At 70.6% G+C, this 14,360-nt stretch carries 14 protein-coding genes; 5 read left to right on the forward strand and 9 right to left on the reverse strand.

Going from position 1 to position 14,360, the window contains the following annotated elements:
• Positions 1-20 precede the first annotated feature (20 nt).
• The 3 genes from secB (at position 21) to lptE (ending at position 3,976) form a co-directional block, all read left to right on the forward strand.
• Positions 21-500, forward strand: coding sequence for a protein-export chaperone SecB (gene secB / locus JOD31_RS10365; protein ID WP_103121717.1), 480 nt, complete (start codon positions 21-23; stop codon positions 498-500).
• Between the two features lie 301 nt (positions 501-801).
• On the forward strand, positions 802-3,426 hold the full coding sequence (leuS, locus tag JOD31_RS10370; RefSeq protein WP_204950236.1) for a leucine--tRNA ligase: 2,625 nt from the start codon (positions 802-804) through the stop codon (positions 3,424-3,426).
• Entirely contained in the window at positions 3,413-3,976 is a 564-nt protein-coding gene (gene lptE, locus JOD31_RS10375) for an LPS assembly lipoprotein LptE (RefSeq protein WP_204950237.1), read from the forward strand. The genes leuS and lptE overlap by 14 nt, the downstream gene beginning before the upstream one ends.
• 179 nt (positions 3,977-4,155) lie before the next feature.
• Here lptE and JOD31_RS10380 read toward each other — a convergent pair whose 3' ends face one another.
• The 5 genes from JOD31_RS10380 to def form a co-directional block, all read right to left on the reverse strand.
• Positions 4,156-4,857 carry an orotate phosphoribosyltransferase gene (locus JOD31_RS10380; RefSeq protein ID WP_020187262.1) on the reverse strand — a complete coding sequence of 234 codons (702 nt, stop codon included), beginning with the start codon at positions 4,855-4,857 and terminating at the stop codon, positions 4,156-4,158.
• Positions 4,858-4,968: 111 nt separating this feature from the next.
• A complete protein-coding gene (gene hmuQ / locus JOD31_RS10385) occupies positions 4,969-5,298 on the reverse strand; it encodes a heme-degrading protein HmuQ (RefSeq protein WP_204950238.1) in 330 nt (109 codons plus the stop codon).
• 35 nt (positions 5,299-5,333) lie between these two features.
• Positions 5,334-6,086 carry a tRNA pseudouridine(38-40) synthase TruA gene (truA, locus tag JOD31_RS10390; protein ID WP_204950239.1) on the reverse strand — a complete coding sequence of 251 codons (753 nt, stop codon included), beginning with the start codon at positions 6,084-6,086 and terminating at the stop codon, positions 5,334-5,336.
• A gap of 1 nt (position 6,087) precedes the next feature.
• Entirely contained in the window at positions 6,088-7,020 is a 933-nt protein-coding gene (fmt, locus tag JOD31_RS10395; protein WP_204950240.1) for a methionyl-tRNA formyltransferase, read from the reverse strand.
• A 23-nt stretch (positions 7,021-7,043) separates the two neighbouring features.
• Positions 7,044-7,616, reverse strand: a complete 573-nt coding sequence (def, locus tag JOD31_RS10400) for a peptide deformylase (protein ID WP_204950241.1) — start codon at positions 7,614-7,616, stop codon at positions 7,044-7,046.
• A gap of 133 nt (positions 7,617-7,749) precedes the next feature.
• On the opposite strand from def, the gene JOD31_RS10405 reads away from it, so the two are divergent.
• The gene (locus tag JOD31_RS10405; RefSeq protein ID WP_204950242.1) at positions 7,750-8,925 is read left to right on the forward strand and encodes a DNA recombination protein RmuC; all 1,176 of its coding nucleotides are present in this window, start codon (positions 7,750-7,752) and stop codon (positions 8,923-8,925) included.
• Between the two features lie 277 nt (positions 8,926-9,202).
• On the opposite strand, the gene JOD31_RS10410 is transcribed toward JOD31_RS10405, so the two are convergent.
• The gene (locus JOD31_RS10410) at positions 9,203-10,306 is read right to left on the reverse strand and encodes a response regulator (protein ID WP_204950243.1); all 1,104 of its coding nucleotides are present in this window, start codon (positions 10,304-10,306) and stop codon (positions 9,203-9,205) included.
• A 150-nt stretch (positions 10,307-10,456) separates the two neighbouring features.
• Here JOD31_RS10410 and JOD31_RS10415 point away from each other — a divergent pair, with 150 nt between their 5' ends.
• Complete coding sequence (locus tag JOD31_RS10415; protein ID WP_204950244.1) at positions 10,457-11,392, forward strand: AEC family transporter; 936 nt, start codon at positions 10,457-10,459, stop codon at positions 11,390-11,392.
• Positions 11,393-11,396: 4 nt separating this feature from the next.
• Here JOD31_RS10415 and JOD31_RS10420 read toward each other — a convergent pair whose 3' ends face one another.
• The 3 genes from JOD31_RS10420 to rho all read right to left on the reverse strand — a co-directional run bounded on the left by JOD31_RS10420 (position 11,397) and on the right by rho (position 14,156).
• Positions 11,397-12,005: a TPM domain-containing protein gene (locus JOD31_RS10420; protein ID WP_204950245.1), complete on the reverse strand. Its 609-nt coding sequence runs from the start codon at positions 12,003-12,005 to the stop codon at positions 11,397-11,399.
• Between the two features lie 20 nt (positions 12,006-12,025).
• Positions 12,026-12,793: a TPM domain-containing protein gene (locus JOD31_RS10425; protein ID WP_204950246.1), complete on the reverse strand. Its 768-nt coding sequence runs from the start codon at positions 12,791-12,793 to the stop codon at positions 12,026-12,028.
• Positions 12,794-12,890: 97 nt separating this feature from the next.
• Positions 12,891-14,156, reverse strand: coding sequence for a transcription termination factor Rho (rho, locus tag JOD31_RS10430; protein ID WP_020187252.1), 1,266 nt, complete (start codon positions 14,154-14,156; stop codon positions 12,891-12,893).
• Between the last annotated feature and the right edge of the window lie 204 nt (positions 14,157-14,360).

The following is a 14,360-nucleotide window of genomic DNA, read 5'->3' on the forward strand; positions in this document are numbered from 1 at the left end:
GACGCCGAAAGTCGACAAAAATGGCAAACACCCACGGCGCATCCGAGTCCGCCGCGCCCGCGATCAACGTCCTCGCCCAGTACGCGAAGGACCTCTCGTTCGAAAACCCCAACGCCCCGCGCTCGCTCGCGCCGCGCCAGACCTCGCCGAACATCGAGATCAAGGTCAACGTCAACGCCCGCAAGGTGGGCGAGACGGACTTCGAGGTCGAGCTGGCGATCGAGGGCCAGGCCAAGGACGGCGACTCGCTGCTGTTCCGCGTCGACCTGTCCTACGGCGGCGTGTTCCGCGTCGTGAACATTCCTGAGGAGCAGCTCCACCCGGTCGTCATGATCGAGTGCCCGCGCCTGCTGTTCCCCTTCGCGCGCCAGATCGTCGCCGAGGCGGTGCGCAACGGCGGCTTCCCGCCGCTGATGATCGACCCGGTCGACTTCGCGGCGCTCTACCGCGCCCGCGCCGAAGAGGCCCTCGCCCAGCAGGCGACCGGCGCTCCGAACTGAGGGTTCCGCCCAAGCCGCTGCAGGCTCGACCTCGTGTCCCGGCCCCAAGCCGGGACACAGAACCTAAGGGGTCCGAGAGCGTGCGCGCCAGCCATGGCGGGTGATGACGAGCGCGGCGTCTCCTGGTCCCGGCTCAAGAGCGGGGGACGAGCGTCGCGTGTCCGTCCCTTTCTTTGAAGGATCGGTAGAGGCTCTTAGTCCCGCTTCGGTTGACCCCTGTCGGCGTTCGGGCGAATGTCCGCGCGCTTCGCGCGCTCGCGCGCCGCGTCCCCTTTGACCTGAAGTCTGGCGTACCCATCCGATGACGACCGAGCGCTACAACGCGCGAGAGGCCGAGCCCCGCTGGCAGGCGAGCTGGAACGAGCGCAAGCTGTTCCAGACCGACGCTGGGGATGCGCGGCCGAACTACTACGTGCTCGAGATGTTCCCCTATCCGTCGGGGCGCATCCACATGGGGCATGTGCGCAACTACGCGATGGGCGACGTCGTCGCGCGCTACAAGCGCGCCAAGGGCTTCGCGGTGATGCATCCGATGGGCTGGGACGCCTTCGGCCTGCCGGCCGAGAACGCCGCCATCGAGAAGAAGGTCCATCCCAAAGCCTGGACCTACGACAACATCGCGACCATGCGCGACCAGTTGAAGGCGATCGGCCTGTCGCTGGACTGGAGCCGCGAGATCGCGACCTGCGATCCGGAGTACTACGCGCAGCAGCAGAAGCTGTTCCTGGACTTCCTGAAGGCCGGCCTCGCCTACCGCCGCCAGTCCAAGGTGAACTGGGACCCGGTCGACAACACCGTGCTCGCCAACGAGCAGGTGATCGACGGCCGCGGCTGGCGCTCGGGCGCGCTGGTGGAGCAGCGCGAGCTGACCCAGTGGTTCCTGAAAATCACCGACTTTTCTGAGGACCTGCTGTCCGCGCTCGACGGGCTGACGCGCTGGCCGGAGAAGGTCCGGACCATGCAGAAGAACTGGATCGGCCGTTCGGAAGGGCTGCTGGTGCGCTGGCCGCTCGCGGACGCGCCCGGCGTCAACGCGCCGGCCGGCGAGGTCGAGGTCTACACCACGCGCCCCGACACGCTGTTCGGCGCGAGCTTCCTGGCGCTCTCCGCGGACCACCCCATCGCCAAGGCGATGGGCGAGGGAAACCCCGCGCTGTCCGCCTTCCTCGACGAGTGCCGCCGCGCGGGCACCAGCGTCGCGGCGCTCGAGACCGCCGAGAAGAAGGGCTTTGATACGGGGCTGAAGGCGAAGCACCCGTTCGACCCGTCCTGGGAGCTGCCGGTCTACGTCGCGAACTTCGTGCTGATGGACTACGGCACGGGCGCGATCTTCGGCTGCCCGGCGCACGACCAGCGCGACCTGGACTTCGCGCGGGCCTATGGCCTGCCGGTGACGCCGGTCGTCGCCCCCGAGGGCGCCGACCCCGCCTCGGTGACGATCGAGAACGTCGCCTTCGACGGCGACGGCGTGATGATCAACTCCCGCTTCCTCGACGGGCTGAGCCCGTCCGACGCGTTCCAGGAGGTCGCGCGCCGGCTCGAAGCGGACGAGCTGGACGGCCGGCCGGTCGCCGCCCGCAAGGTCAACTGGCGCCTGCGCGACTGGGGGATCTCCCGCCAGCGCTACTGGGGCTGCCCAATCCCGATCATCCATTGCGAGGCCTGCGGCGTCGTGCCCGTGCCGGACGACCAGCTGCCGGTCCGCCTGCCCGACGACGTGACCTTCGACCAGCCGGGCAACCCGCTGGACCGGCACGACGCCTGGCGCAACGTGGCCTGCCCGCAGTGCGACGGTCCGGCGCGGCGCGAGACCGACACCATGGACACCTTCGTGGACTCGTCCTGGTACTACGCCCGCTTCACGTCCCCCCGCGCCGCCTCGCCCACGGTGAAGGCGACCGCGGACCGCTGGCTGCCGGTCGACCAGTACATCGGCGGCGTCGAGCACGCGATCCTGCACCTGCTGTACTCGCGGTTCTTCACCCGCGCGATGAAGGCGACCGGGCATGTCGGCCTCGACGAGCCCTTCGCCGGCCTGTTCACGCAAGGGATGGTCGTCCACGAGACCTACAAGGACGCCAGCGGCCAATGGGTCGCGCCGGCCGACATCCGGATCGCGGAGGAGGGCGGCGCGCGCCGCGCCACGCGTCTCGACGACGGCGCCCCGATCGAGATCGGCTCGATCGAGAAGATGTCGAAGTCGAAGAAGAACGTCGTCGACCCCAACGACATCCTCGGAACCTACGGCGCGGACACCGCCCGCTGGTTCATGCTGTCCGACAGCCCGCCCGAGCGCGACGTGATCTGGACCGAGTCCGGCGTCGAGGGCGCGAGTCGTTTCGTGCAGCGCGTGTGGCGGCTGGTGAACGACGCGGCCGCGAAGGGCACCCCAACCGGGACCGCCGCGCCGGCGAGCGTCGGCCCGGCCGCGGAGAGCCTGCGCCGCGCGGCCCACGGCGCGCTCGCCCGCGTCGAGGACGACATCGAGCGCCTGCGCTTCAACCGCTGCGTCGCGGCCTCCTACGAGCTCGCCAACGCGCTCGGACAGGCGCTGCAGGCGGAGGCGGCGCCCGCGGACGACATGGCCTTCGCGCTGCGCGAGGCGGCCGAAATCCTTGTGCAGATCCTCGCGCCCTTCATGCCGCATCTGGCTGAGGAGTCGTGGTCGGCGCTCGGACATGCCACTCTGGTGGCCGAGACGCCCTGGCCGAAGGCCGACCCGGCGCTGCTCGCTTCCGACGTCGTGACCCTGCCGGTGCAGGTGAACGGCAAGAAGCGGGACGAGATCACGGTCGCCCGCGACGCCGACGCCAAGGCGATCGAAGCGCTCGTGCGCGAGTTGGACGTCGTCGTGAAGGCGATCGGCGACAAGCCGATCCGGAAGATCATCGTCGTGCCGCAGAGGATCGTGAATGTCGTCGTCTGACATCGAGTTCCGGCCCGTGCGCCGCACCCTGATCCGCCTCGGCCTCGCCGCCGGCGCCTCGCTCGCGCTGGCGGGCTGCTTCCGCCCGCTCTACAGCGAGCAGAGCTACGCGACAGGGCCGTCGGCCAAGGGCGAAGCGCCGGTGCTCACGAACCTGCGCCGGATCGACGTGCGCCCGATCGAAGGCCGTATCGGCAACACGCTGCGCAACGAGCTGATCTTCCAGCTTCGGGGCGGCGAGGCGGCGGACGCGACCGCCTACCGGCTCGACATCTCGATCGCAAACCGGGCGCAGTCGCCGATCGTGGACCCGTTCACCGGCCAGCCTGAGACCCGCACCGTGTCGCTGAGCGTCGACTACGCGCTGAAGCCTGCGGGCCAGATCGATCCGGTGATCTCGGGCCAGGAGTTCGCCTCGGCGTCGTACTCCTACACGCTGCAGCGCTTCGCCGACATCCGCGCCGAGCGCGACGCCCAGAACCGCGCCGCCGTGCAGATCGCCGGCAAGCTGCGCAATCGCCTGCAGGGCTATTTCGCGACGGGGAAGTAGTCTGAAGGCCGCATTTCGGGAGGCTCGCAGGTCGAGCCACCCTCTCCGTCGTCCTCCGGCTTGACCGAAGGACCCATCTCGGGCGTCAGGCGCTGCGGCGAAGGTGGATGGTCCGGTCAAGCCGGACCATGACGGCGAGGGTGGGGCTAAGCCCCCGCGACCGCCGCCCGCCGCGCTCCTCAGTCGCCGAAGCTCGCCTTGCCGCCATGGGCGGCGGACCACGCCGCCGGCGCGTTGAGGAAGGCCTCGACGTCCGCGAGCTTGCCGGCGTCGAGCTTGCCGTCCTCCTTCGCCACCGCCAGCACGTCCCAGAACGTCGCGAGCTCGTGCAGCTTGACGCCGATGCGGTCCATGGTCTCGCGGCTCTGCGGGAAGATGCCGTAGTGGAACAGCACGAAGGCGTGCTCCACCACCTGGCCCGCCTCGCGCAGCGCCTCGCAGAAGGCGACCTTGGAGCCGCCATCGGTGGTGAGGTCCTCGATCAGGATGGTGCGGTGGCCTTCCGTGACCGCGCCTTCGATGCGAGCGTTGCGGCCAAAACCCTTCGGCTTCTTGCGCACGTAGAGCATCGGCAGCATCAGCCGCTCGGCGATCCAGGCGGCGAAGGGGATGCCGGCGGTCTCGCCGCCCGCCACCGCGTCGAGGCTCTCGTAGCCGACCTCCCGCAGGATCGTCGCCGCGGCGTCGTCCATGAGCTGGGCGCGGAGGCGCGGGTAGGAGATGAGCTTGCGGCAGTCGGTGTAGACCGGGCTCGCCCAGCCTGAGGTGAAGATGAACGGCTCTTCCGGGCGGATGTGGATCGCGCCCACCTCGAGCATCATGCGCGCCACGCGGCGGCCCACGGCGTCGCGGGAGGAGAGGGCGGGGGCGATCTCGGTCATGGCTGTCTCCAACGGCGCGGCCATTCAGCGGGCCACGGTCGGAGCGCAGCGTTAGCCCATGCGGCGGCGGACGTCACGACCTCCGACGCCCCACGGCGGGTTTTCCAACCCTCAGGCGGCCGCGGCCGGCGCCTTCTCCAGCAGCACGGCCTCAAAACCCTCGAACTGCGGGTGGCCGGCGTACATCGGCTTGTTCTGCCCGGCGTTGCGATGGGCGGCGCGGAACGCCTCCGACTTCGTCCAGGCCTCGAAGGCGTCGCGCGAGCTCCAGATGGTGTGCGAGGCGTAGAGCACGGTCTCCTCGTCCGCCGGGCCCTTCAGCAGGCTGAACTCGACGAAGCCGGGGACCTCGGCCAGATGCCGGTCGCGCTCGCGCCACACGGTCTCGAAAGCTTGCGCTTCGGCGGCAAACACCTTGAAGCGGTTCATGGCGACGAACATCGGCGGCTCCCTGAAAGCGGACATGTGCGGGAGGTCTAGCGCGCCGTCTCGGGGTAGTCGACCTGCGTCAGCGTGAGCCCTTCCGGGGGCGCGACCGGGCCGCAGGCCGCGCGGTCGGCCTCGGCGAGAGCCTGGGCGAGATCATCGGCGCTCCAGCGGCCGATCCCGACCTCCACCAGCGAACCCGCCATGGAGCGCACCTGGTTGTGCAGAAACGAGCGCGCGTCGGTGCGGATCAGAACGGCGTGACCCTCCCTCGCCACGTCCAGCCGGTCGAGCGTGCGCAAGGGGCTGTTCGCCTGGCAGTGGGCGGAGCGGAAGGTGGTGAAGTCGTGCCGGCCGAGCAGGCGTTTCGCCGCCGCGTCCATGGCGGCGACGTCCAGCGGCTTCGGCACGCGCCAGGCGCGGCCGGCGTCCAGCGCCAGCGGCGGCCGGCGGTCGATGACGCGGTAGACGTAGTGTCGGCGGACCGCCGAGAACCGCGCGTCGAAGTCGTCGGACACCCGCTCCGCCTCCAGCACCGCGACGGGCAGCGGGCGGAGATGGGCGTTGACCGCGTCGCGCACCGTGTCGGTCCGCCAGTCGCGGGCGAGGTCGACGTGGGCGACCTGACCGCTGGCGTGCACGCCGGCGTCGGTGCGGCCGGCCCCCTTCACCACCACGGCCTCATTGGCAAAGGCGCGGAACGCGTCCTCGAGCGCGCCTTGCACGGAGGCGCCGTTGGCCTGCCGTTGCCAGCCGGCGAACGGCGCGCCATCGTACTCCACCAGAAGCCGGAAACGGGGCATGTCAGAGCAGGCGGGCGCCCGGCGTGAGCCGCGCCCCGTTGAGGAAGGCGCCGGCGTCCACCGGCCCCTTGCCGGCGCGCTGCAGCGTCAGCAGACGGAGGGCGCCTTCGCCGCAGGCGACCGTCAGCCGGTCGTCCAGCAGCTCGCCTGGGGCGCCGGAGCCGTCCACGCGGGTGGAGCGCAGCGCCTTGACCCGTTCGGGGCCGCGCGCGCCCTCGATCTCGAACCAGGCGCCCGGAAACGGCGACAGCCCGCGGATGTGATCGTGGACGGCGTGCGCGGGCTTCGCCCAGTCGATCCGCGATTCGGCCTTTTCGATCTTGGCGGCGTAGGTCACGCCCTCTTCGGCCTGCGCCCGGAACTGCAGACCGCCGCGGCCCATCGCGGCGACCGCGCGGCCCATGAGGTCGGCGCCGAGGCGCGACAGGCGGTCGTGCAACTCGCCCGCGGTTTCGTCCGCGCCGATCGCAAGCCGCTCCGCCATGCCGACCGGTCCGGTGTCGAGGCCTTCCTCCATGCGCATGGCCATCACGCCGGTCTCGGCGTCGCCGGCCATGATCGCGCGCTGGATCGGGGCGGCGCCGCGCCAGCGCGGCAGCAGCGAGGCGTGGCAGTTGAGGCAGCCGAGTTCGGGAGCCTCGAGCGCGGCCTTCGGCAGGATCAGCCCATAGGCGACGACGACCGCGAAATCCGCGCCGTGCTCCGCAAAGCGGGAGACGACCCCCTCGTCTCGAAACGTCCGGGGCGTCTCAACGGGAATTCCAAAACTGTCCGCCAGGCGATGCACCGGGCTTCTGGTCAGCTCCATGCCGCGGCCTGCGGGCTTCGGCGCGCGGGTGTAGACCGCGGCGACCTCGTGGCCCTGGCCGACGAGTTCCGACAGCACAGGCGCCGCGAAGTCCGGCGTGCCCATGAAGACGAGGCGAAGGGTCATGGATGGGGCGCGGACGAGGCCCCTCAGGCCTCGACCGTCTCCGGCGCGGCGCGGTCGCGCTTGTCGCGGCGGGGGAACGACGGCAGCTCGCCCACGGCGCGCGCCTTCTCGAACTTCTTCACCACCCGGTCGCGCTTCAGCCGCGAGATGTGGTCGATGAACAGCACGCCGTTGAGATGGTCGATCTCGTGCTGGACGCAGACCGCGAGCAAGCCGTCGGCCTCGATCTCCTTCGGGGCGCCGGTCTCGTCGAGGTAGCGCACGGTGACCTGCGCCGGCCTCTCGACCTCCTCGTAGTAGTCGGGGATCGACAGGCAGCCCTCGTCGTAGACCTGCCGCTCATCCGAGGCCTTGACGATCTCGGGGTTGATCAGCGTCAGCGGCTGCGGGGCCTCGTCCTTGCCGGCGAGGTCGATGGTCACCACGCGCTTCGCGACGCCGATCTGGATCGCCGCGAGCCCGATCCCGGCGGCGTCGTACATCGTCTCGTACATGGTCGCGACGAGCGCCTTGACCTCGTCGTCGACGCGTTCAACCGGCGCGCTGACGAGGCGGAGCTTGGAATCGGGAAGATAGACGAGAGGCGAGGCGGCCATGGCGCAGTTTCGACAGCTCTTGAAGATCCAAAGGATGCTCCGGCGATAAGCCCTTGCCGCGGGGGCGTCAACATGTTCTTTATTTGTTCGCGTTACTGCAGACGTATCTTGCGTGTTCGAGGCGACTGTCCCGATGTCCGAAACTCTCCTTGTGGTCGGCGGTCACGCCCTCAGCCTCGGCGAAACGCTGGCGGGGCTCGGCGCGGCTTTGCTGGGCGCGCTGCTCATCGTCATCGTCGCGCTGTTCCGCTCGGCCTCGATCCAGCGCGCCGCGAGCGCCGAGGCCACATGGCGGGCGCGGGAGGCGGAGGCGCGGCTCGCGGGGCTGGAGCGGCAGCAATCCGAGGCGAGCGGCCGCCTGCAGGCCTTCGCCTCGGCGCTCGGCGCGCGGCAGGCGGATCTCGCGCGCGGCGTCGCGGAGCGGCTCGACGCGGTCGGGGCCCGCGTCGGCGACGGGCTGGCCGCGAGCGGGCAGGCGACCTCGGAGCAGCTGTCGCGGCTCGAGGCGCGCCTCGCCGTGATCGACGCCGCCGGCGCCCAGATCGGCGCGCTCGCGGGCCAGGTGACGGACCTGAAGGCCATCCTGTCGAACAAGCCGGCCCGCGGCGCCTTCGGGCAGGGCCGGATGGAGGCGATTCTGAAGGACGCGCTGCCGCCCTCGGCCTACGCCTTCCAGGCGCGGCTCTCCACCGGCGTCAGGCCCGACGCGCTGATCCGGCTGCCCGGCGATCCGCGCGGCCTCGCGATCGACGCCAAGTTCCCGCTGGAGGGGTTCGAGCGCCTACGCGTTGCGGAAAGCCCGGAGGCCGTGAAGGCGGCGGAGGCCCGGGTGCGCGCGGACGTCGGCCGGCACATCGCGGACGTCGGCGACAAGTACCTGCTGGCCGGCGAGACCCAGGACGTGGCGCTGCTGTTCGTGCCCTCCGAGCAGATCCACGCCGAACTCGCCGAGCGCTTCGAGGACGTGACCGCGCGCGCCTACCGGGCGCGGGTGCTGATCGTCTCGCCCTCGCTGCTGATGCTTGCCGTACAGGTGGTGCAGGGCCTGACCCGCGACGCCGCGATGCGCGAGCAGGCGCATGTGCTGCAGGCCGAGATCGGCCGGCTGATGGAGGACGTCCGCCGCATCGGCGAGCGGGTGGAGAAGTTGAAGAGCCACTTCGGCCAGGCGACCGCCGACCTCGACCAGATCGCGATCTCGGCCGAGAAAATCGGCCGCCGCGGAGCCCGCATCGAGCAGATGGAGCTCGGGCCCATGGCCGAGCCCGAAGCCCTGCCGAACCCGCTGCGCCGAGACGCGGCGGAGTAGGACGTCAGATCAATCCGGCGACGACCCTCTGGCGGGAGGATAAAGCGCGGGTGTCCCTCCCTCGTAGAGGGGAGGGTGGACGGGCGAAGCCCGGCCGGGTGGGGTGGGCGCCGGATGAGGCTCAGCCTTTGATGTTGCGCACTACGCCCAAGGCCCCCACCCGACCTCGGCTCCGCCGAGGCCACCCTCCCCACGCCTCCGGCGCGAGGAGGGATCCCCGCGTTCCCTGCGTGGATCGAAGACGGCCCGGAACCGGAAGCGCGAGCAGGCGCCGTCCTCAGCCCGCTGCCTGCTCGGCCCCCGCTCCGAGGGCGCTCCAGAGATCCGCGACCGAGATCGGCTTGATGACGACATCGTCGACGCCCGCCGCCCGGAACGCCGCGATCTCCTCCGCGAAGGCGCGAGCCGTGACGCCGACGATGCGGATGTCCCCAACCGGCGCCGGCAGGGCGCGGATCGCGCGCGTGGCGTCGAGCCCGTCCATCTTCGGCATGGTCGCGTCCATCAGCACCAGATCGTAGCGACCTGTCGCGGCCGCCGCGATCGCGGCCTCTCCGTCCGATGCGATGTCGAACGCGAGCCCGAAATGCTCGAGCAGAGTGCCCAGCACGCGCTGGTTCACCGCATTGTCCTCCGCCACCAGCACGCGCCGAAGGCCACCGAGCGGCGACGGAGTCGGCGTCGTGCGATCGAGCCGCGCGGTGGCGGTCACCTCGGCGCCGCCCTCGGGCCGGTTCGTCGCCGTAGCGGCGCCGCCCATGTCGCGCGTCAGCGCCGCCACCAGCGACAGACCAAGGCCCGCGCCGCCCGGCGCGCCGTCGCCCTGCACGAAGGGCTCGAACAGCCGATCCGGACGCTGGCCGAGGCCCGGACCGGTGTCGCGCACGACGATGCGGAGCGTCACGGAAGCCTCGTCCTCGGCCGCCCATTCCAGCGCGAGTTCGATGCGCCCGCGCTCGGTTACCCGCAGCGCGTTGTCGGCGAGGTTTTCGACGATCTGCCGCAGCGCGCCTTCGTCGGCGAGGGCGCTCTCCGGCAGGCGCGGGTCCAGCGTCGCGGCGAAGGCGAGGCCCTTCAGGGCGGCGCGGGCGCTGAGCGCCGGCGCGACCCGGGCGAGAAACACCGCAAGGTCGAGCTCGCGTCGAGGCTGCGGCGCGCTTGCGCCCAGCAGCGTGCTGGCCACGCCGAACAGATGCTCGGCCGCCGTCTTCAGCGCCGCGGCATGGCCGCGGGCCGCCTCCGACAGGTCCTCCGCCAGCAGCAGGTCCGCCAGCGCCAGGATGCCGCCGAGCGGCGTGCGGATCTCGTGGGCGGCCACGGCGATGCGGCGGTCGGCGTTGGGCGCCTGGTCGTCGTCGACGTGGCTCGCGGTCGCGATCATGCGGCGGGCGGCTCCGGTTTGCGTTTGTCTGAGGGCGGGTCTTCGCTGGACCGTGGCGCCCTCGAGCTTAAAGATGGGCTAAACCGATTGCGGAAACCTGCGCTCCTCGCGCGCTATCCCCACCTTCCGCGTTCCCGATCCCGAGCCGCTATGTCGAACCTCCTCGCCATCGTCCTGCCGACCTTCGGCTTGATCGGACTCGGCTTTTTCGCGGGCAAGCTGAAGCTTCTCGGCGACCGCGCGGGCGACGGCCTGTCGGACTATGTGTTTCTGATCGCCGTGCCGGCGCTGATTTTCCGGACGCTCGCGACCGGCGCCGACGCCGACGCCAACCCCTGGGGCTACTGGGTCGCCTATTTCGGCGGCGTCGCCGTGGTCTGGAGCGTCGGCATGTGGCTGGCGATCCGGGTGTTCAAACGCGACCGCCGCGAGGCCGCGATCCACGGCTTCGCCTGCGGCCAGTCGAACACCGTGCTCGTCGGCGTTCCGCTGATCCTGCAGGCCTATGGCGACGCCGGGGCGGTGCCGCTGTTCCTGCTGCTGGCGATCCACCTTCCGATCATGATGTCGGTGGCGGCGCTGCTGATCGAATCCTCCGGGGCGGCGGGACGGCCGCTCGAGGTCGCGTGGCGGCTGGCGAAGACCATCGTCACCCATCCGATCATCCTGGCGCTGGCCGCCGGCGTCGCCGCGAAGAGCGCCGGCGTGGTCCCGACGGGGGCGGCGAGGTCGATCGTCGACCAGCTCGCGGCGACCGCCAGCCCCTGCGCGCTGGTCTCCATGGGCCTCGCGCTGAAGCGCTACGGGATCCTGAGCGACCGCGTTCCGGTGCTGACCATCACCGCGCTCAAGCTGATCTTGCATCCCTTCCTGGTGTGGGTGCTGGCGTTCTACGTGCTGCCGGTGCCGCCAGTGTGGGGCGGCGTCGCGGTGCTGTTCGCCGCCATGCCGAGCGGCATCAACGCCTACCTCGTCGCGGCCCGCTACAAGACCGGCGAGACGACGTCGTCCGCCGCCATCGCGGTCTCCACTGCGCTGTCGGTCGTCACGGTCTCGGGCTGGCTCTGGGTGCTCGGGATCGTCTGAGGCGTCAGCGGACGATCGGCGCGTTCGGGAGCTCGTTTCCGAGGCCGGGCTCCGGCGGCAGCGCCTGCGCCAGCGCGGCGCCGCAGGTCTCCACCGCCTGCACAAGCCCGTCGACCAGACGGCCCGCGCGCGCGGCGGAGACGACCATCTCCACCTCCTCCGCCCAGGTCTCCGGCGCGATCGCCGCATGGACGCCTTCGTCCGCCACGATCTCGACGCGGCGGTCCGCGATCGCGACGTGGATCATCACGCCCGTCCGCTCTTTGGTCCGCACGAGGCCGAGCTCCTCGAACGCCTGCAGCGCCGCCTGATGGGCGGCGTGCGAAGGCAACCGGCCCACGCCGAGCGCGCGCCGCACCCGAGATGAGGCGGCGAGAGCGGCCAAGCCCGCGAACAGCGCGGCCTGCGCGATCACCACGCCTTCGAGCCGAAGCCCGGTCCAGGACAGCAGACCGCCGACGGCGATCGCGAGGAATCCCGCCGCGACGAGCGCAACGGTGGCGTCGCCCTCTTCGCAGGGGTCGGTTTCCACCACCACGACGATTTCGGCGGAGGTCCGGGCCTCGGCTGCGGCCACGGCCGCCGCGATGCGCGCCCGGTCGTCGGCGGTCAAGGGCGGGCAGTTCGCGGCCGTCACCATCCGCCCGAGGCCCCGCCGCCGCCGGAGGACCCGCCGCCCCCGCCCGAAAAACCGCCTCCGCCGCCGGACCAGCCTCCGCCGCCCCCGCCGAAGCCGGGGCCGCCGATGATCCAGGGGCTCGACCGGCGGCGGGAAACGCCGCCGGAGCGCAGGCTGCGGACGAAGCTGTAGAGGAACAGCAGCAGGAACAGCCCCATGACGATCAGCACGATCGTCGGCGGCTCGTCGGCCTGCTGAGCGGCGGCGCGCGCCTTGTACTCGTCGGCCTGCCCCGAGAACACCGCCATGACGTCATCGGCGCCGCGCGCGATCCCGCCGCTGACATCGCCGGCGCGAAACCGCGGCAGGATGGCGTTCTCGATGATCAGGCGGGACACGGCGTCGGTGAGGTCGCCCTCAAGCCCGTAGCCGACCTCGATGCGCACCTTGCGCTCGGTCGGCGCGACCAGCAGCAGCGCGCCGTCGTTCCGGGTCGCGTCGCCGAGCTTCCAGGCGCGGAACAGACGGTTGCCGAAATCCTCGACCGACGTTCCCTGCAGCGAGGGCACGGTCGCGACCGCAAGCTGGCGGCCGGTGCGCTCCTGGAAGCTCTTAAGCTTCGCGACGAGCGCGCTTTCTTCGGCCGCGGGGATCACCCCCGCCTGGTCGACGACGTAGTTCGTGAAGGGAGGAAAGCTGAGCTCGGCCCGCACGGGCGCGGCGACGACGAGCGCGACCAGGATCGCGCCAAAAAGCCGAACAAGGGAGCGGGCCGCCGTCATGGCCGCATTGGGAGCATGGAGACGGCCGGCTCCGCAAGCGGGAACGAAGCCCGAGCGCGCGGCCTCGGCCGCCGCGCGCAGGCGCCGCGACCCCGGATCAGGTGTTCATCGAGTCGAAGAAGTCGCCGTTGGTCTTGGTGGAGCGCAGCTTGTCCAGCAGGAACTCCATCGCGTCGACGGTGCCCATCGGGTTCAGGATGCGGCGGAGCACATACATCTTCTTGAGGGTGTCGGCCGGAACGATGAGCTCTTCCTTGCGCGTGCCCGAGCGGGTGATGTCCATCGCCGGGAAGGTGCGCTTGTCCGAGACCTTGCGGTCCAGGATGATCTCGGAATTGCCGGTGCCCTTGAACTCTTCGAAGATCACCTCGTCCATGCGGCTGCCGGTGTCGATCAGCGCCGAGGCGATGATGGTCAGCGAGCCGCCTTCCTCGATGTTGCGCGCCGCGCCGAAGAAGCGCTTGGGGCGCTGCAGCGCGTTGGCGTCGACGCCGCCGGTCAGCACCTTGCCGGACGAGGGCACCACGGTGTTGTAGGCCCGGCCGAGGCGGGTGATCGAGTCCAGCAGGATGACGACGTCGCGGCCATGCTCGACGAGGCGCTTGGCCTTCTCGATCACCATCTCCGCGACCTGCACGTGGCGCTGGGCCGGCTCGTCGAAGGTGGAGGAGATGACCTCGCCCTTCACCGAGCGCTGCATGTCGGTGACCTCTTCCGGCCGCTCGTCGATCAGCAGCACGATGAGGTAGCATTCAGGATGGTTGGCGGCGATCGCGGTCGCGATGTTCTGCATCATGACCGTCTTGCCGGTACGCGGCGGGGCCACGATGAGGGCGCGCTGGCCTTTGCCGAGCGGCGCGACGATGTCGATCACGCGGGTCGACATGTCCTTCTTGGTCGGATTGTCGATCTCCATCTTCAGCCGCTCGTCCGGGTAGAGCGGCGTCAGATTGTCGAAATGGACCTTGTGCCGGACCTTCTCCGGGTCGTCGAAGTTGATCGTGTTGACCTTGAGCAGCGCGAAGTAGCGTTCGCCGTCCTTCGGCGACCGGATCTGGCCCTCGACCGTGTCGCCCGTGCGAAGCGAGAAGCGGCGGATCTGGGAGGGCGAGATGTAGATGTCGTCCGGGCCGGGCAGGTAGTTGGCGTCCGGCGAGCGCAAGAAGCCGAAGCCGTCCTGCAGCACCTCCACCACGCCGACCCCGATGATGTCGGTCTCGCGCGCGGCGAGCTGCTTCAGGATGGCGAACAGCAGCTCCTGCTTGCGCAGCGTGCTGGCGTTCTCGACCTCGAGCTCCTCCGCCTGGACGAGAATTTCGGTCGGCGACTTGGCCTTGAGATCGGAAAGCCTGACTTCGGGCATCGTGAGCCTTTGGGGAGATGGAGTCCGCTTGGAGCTGTGCGGAGAAGCGACCGGACGAAGGGAGATGATGAGGCTGGCGGCGCTCAGGACAGGCGCGCGACAGCGTCTCGGTCCTGTTGAAGGCGCCTAACGTCGCAAAGCGGATCGGGCGATCCGCGTGCCAGTGTCGGTTCAGCCGTTGTCCAAGCCGAACACGAGGGCGCT

The sequence above is a fragment of the Methylopila capsulata genome (assembly GCF_016907975.1).
In the GTDB taxonomy this organism is placed as follows: Bacteria; Pseudomonadota; Alphaproteobacteria; order Rhizobiales; family Methylopilaceae; genus Methylopila; species Methylopila capsulata.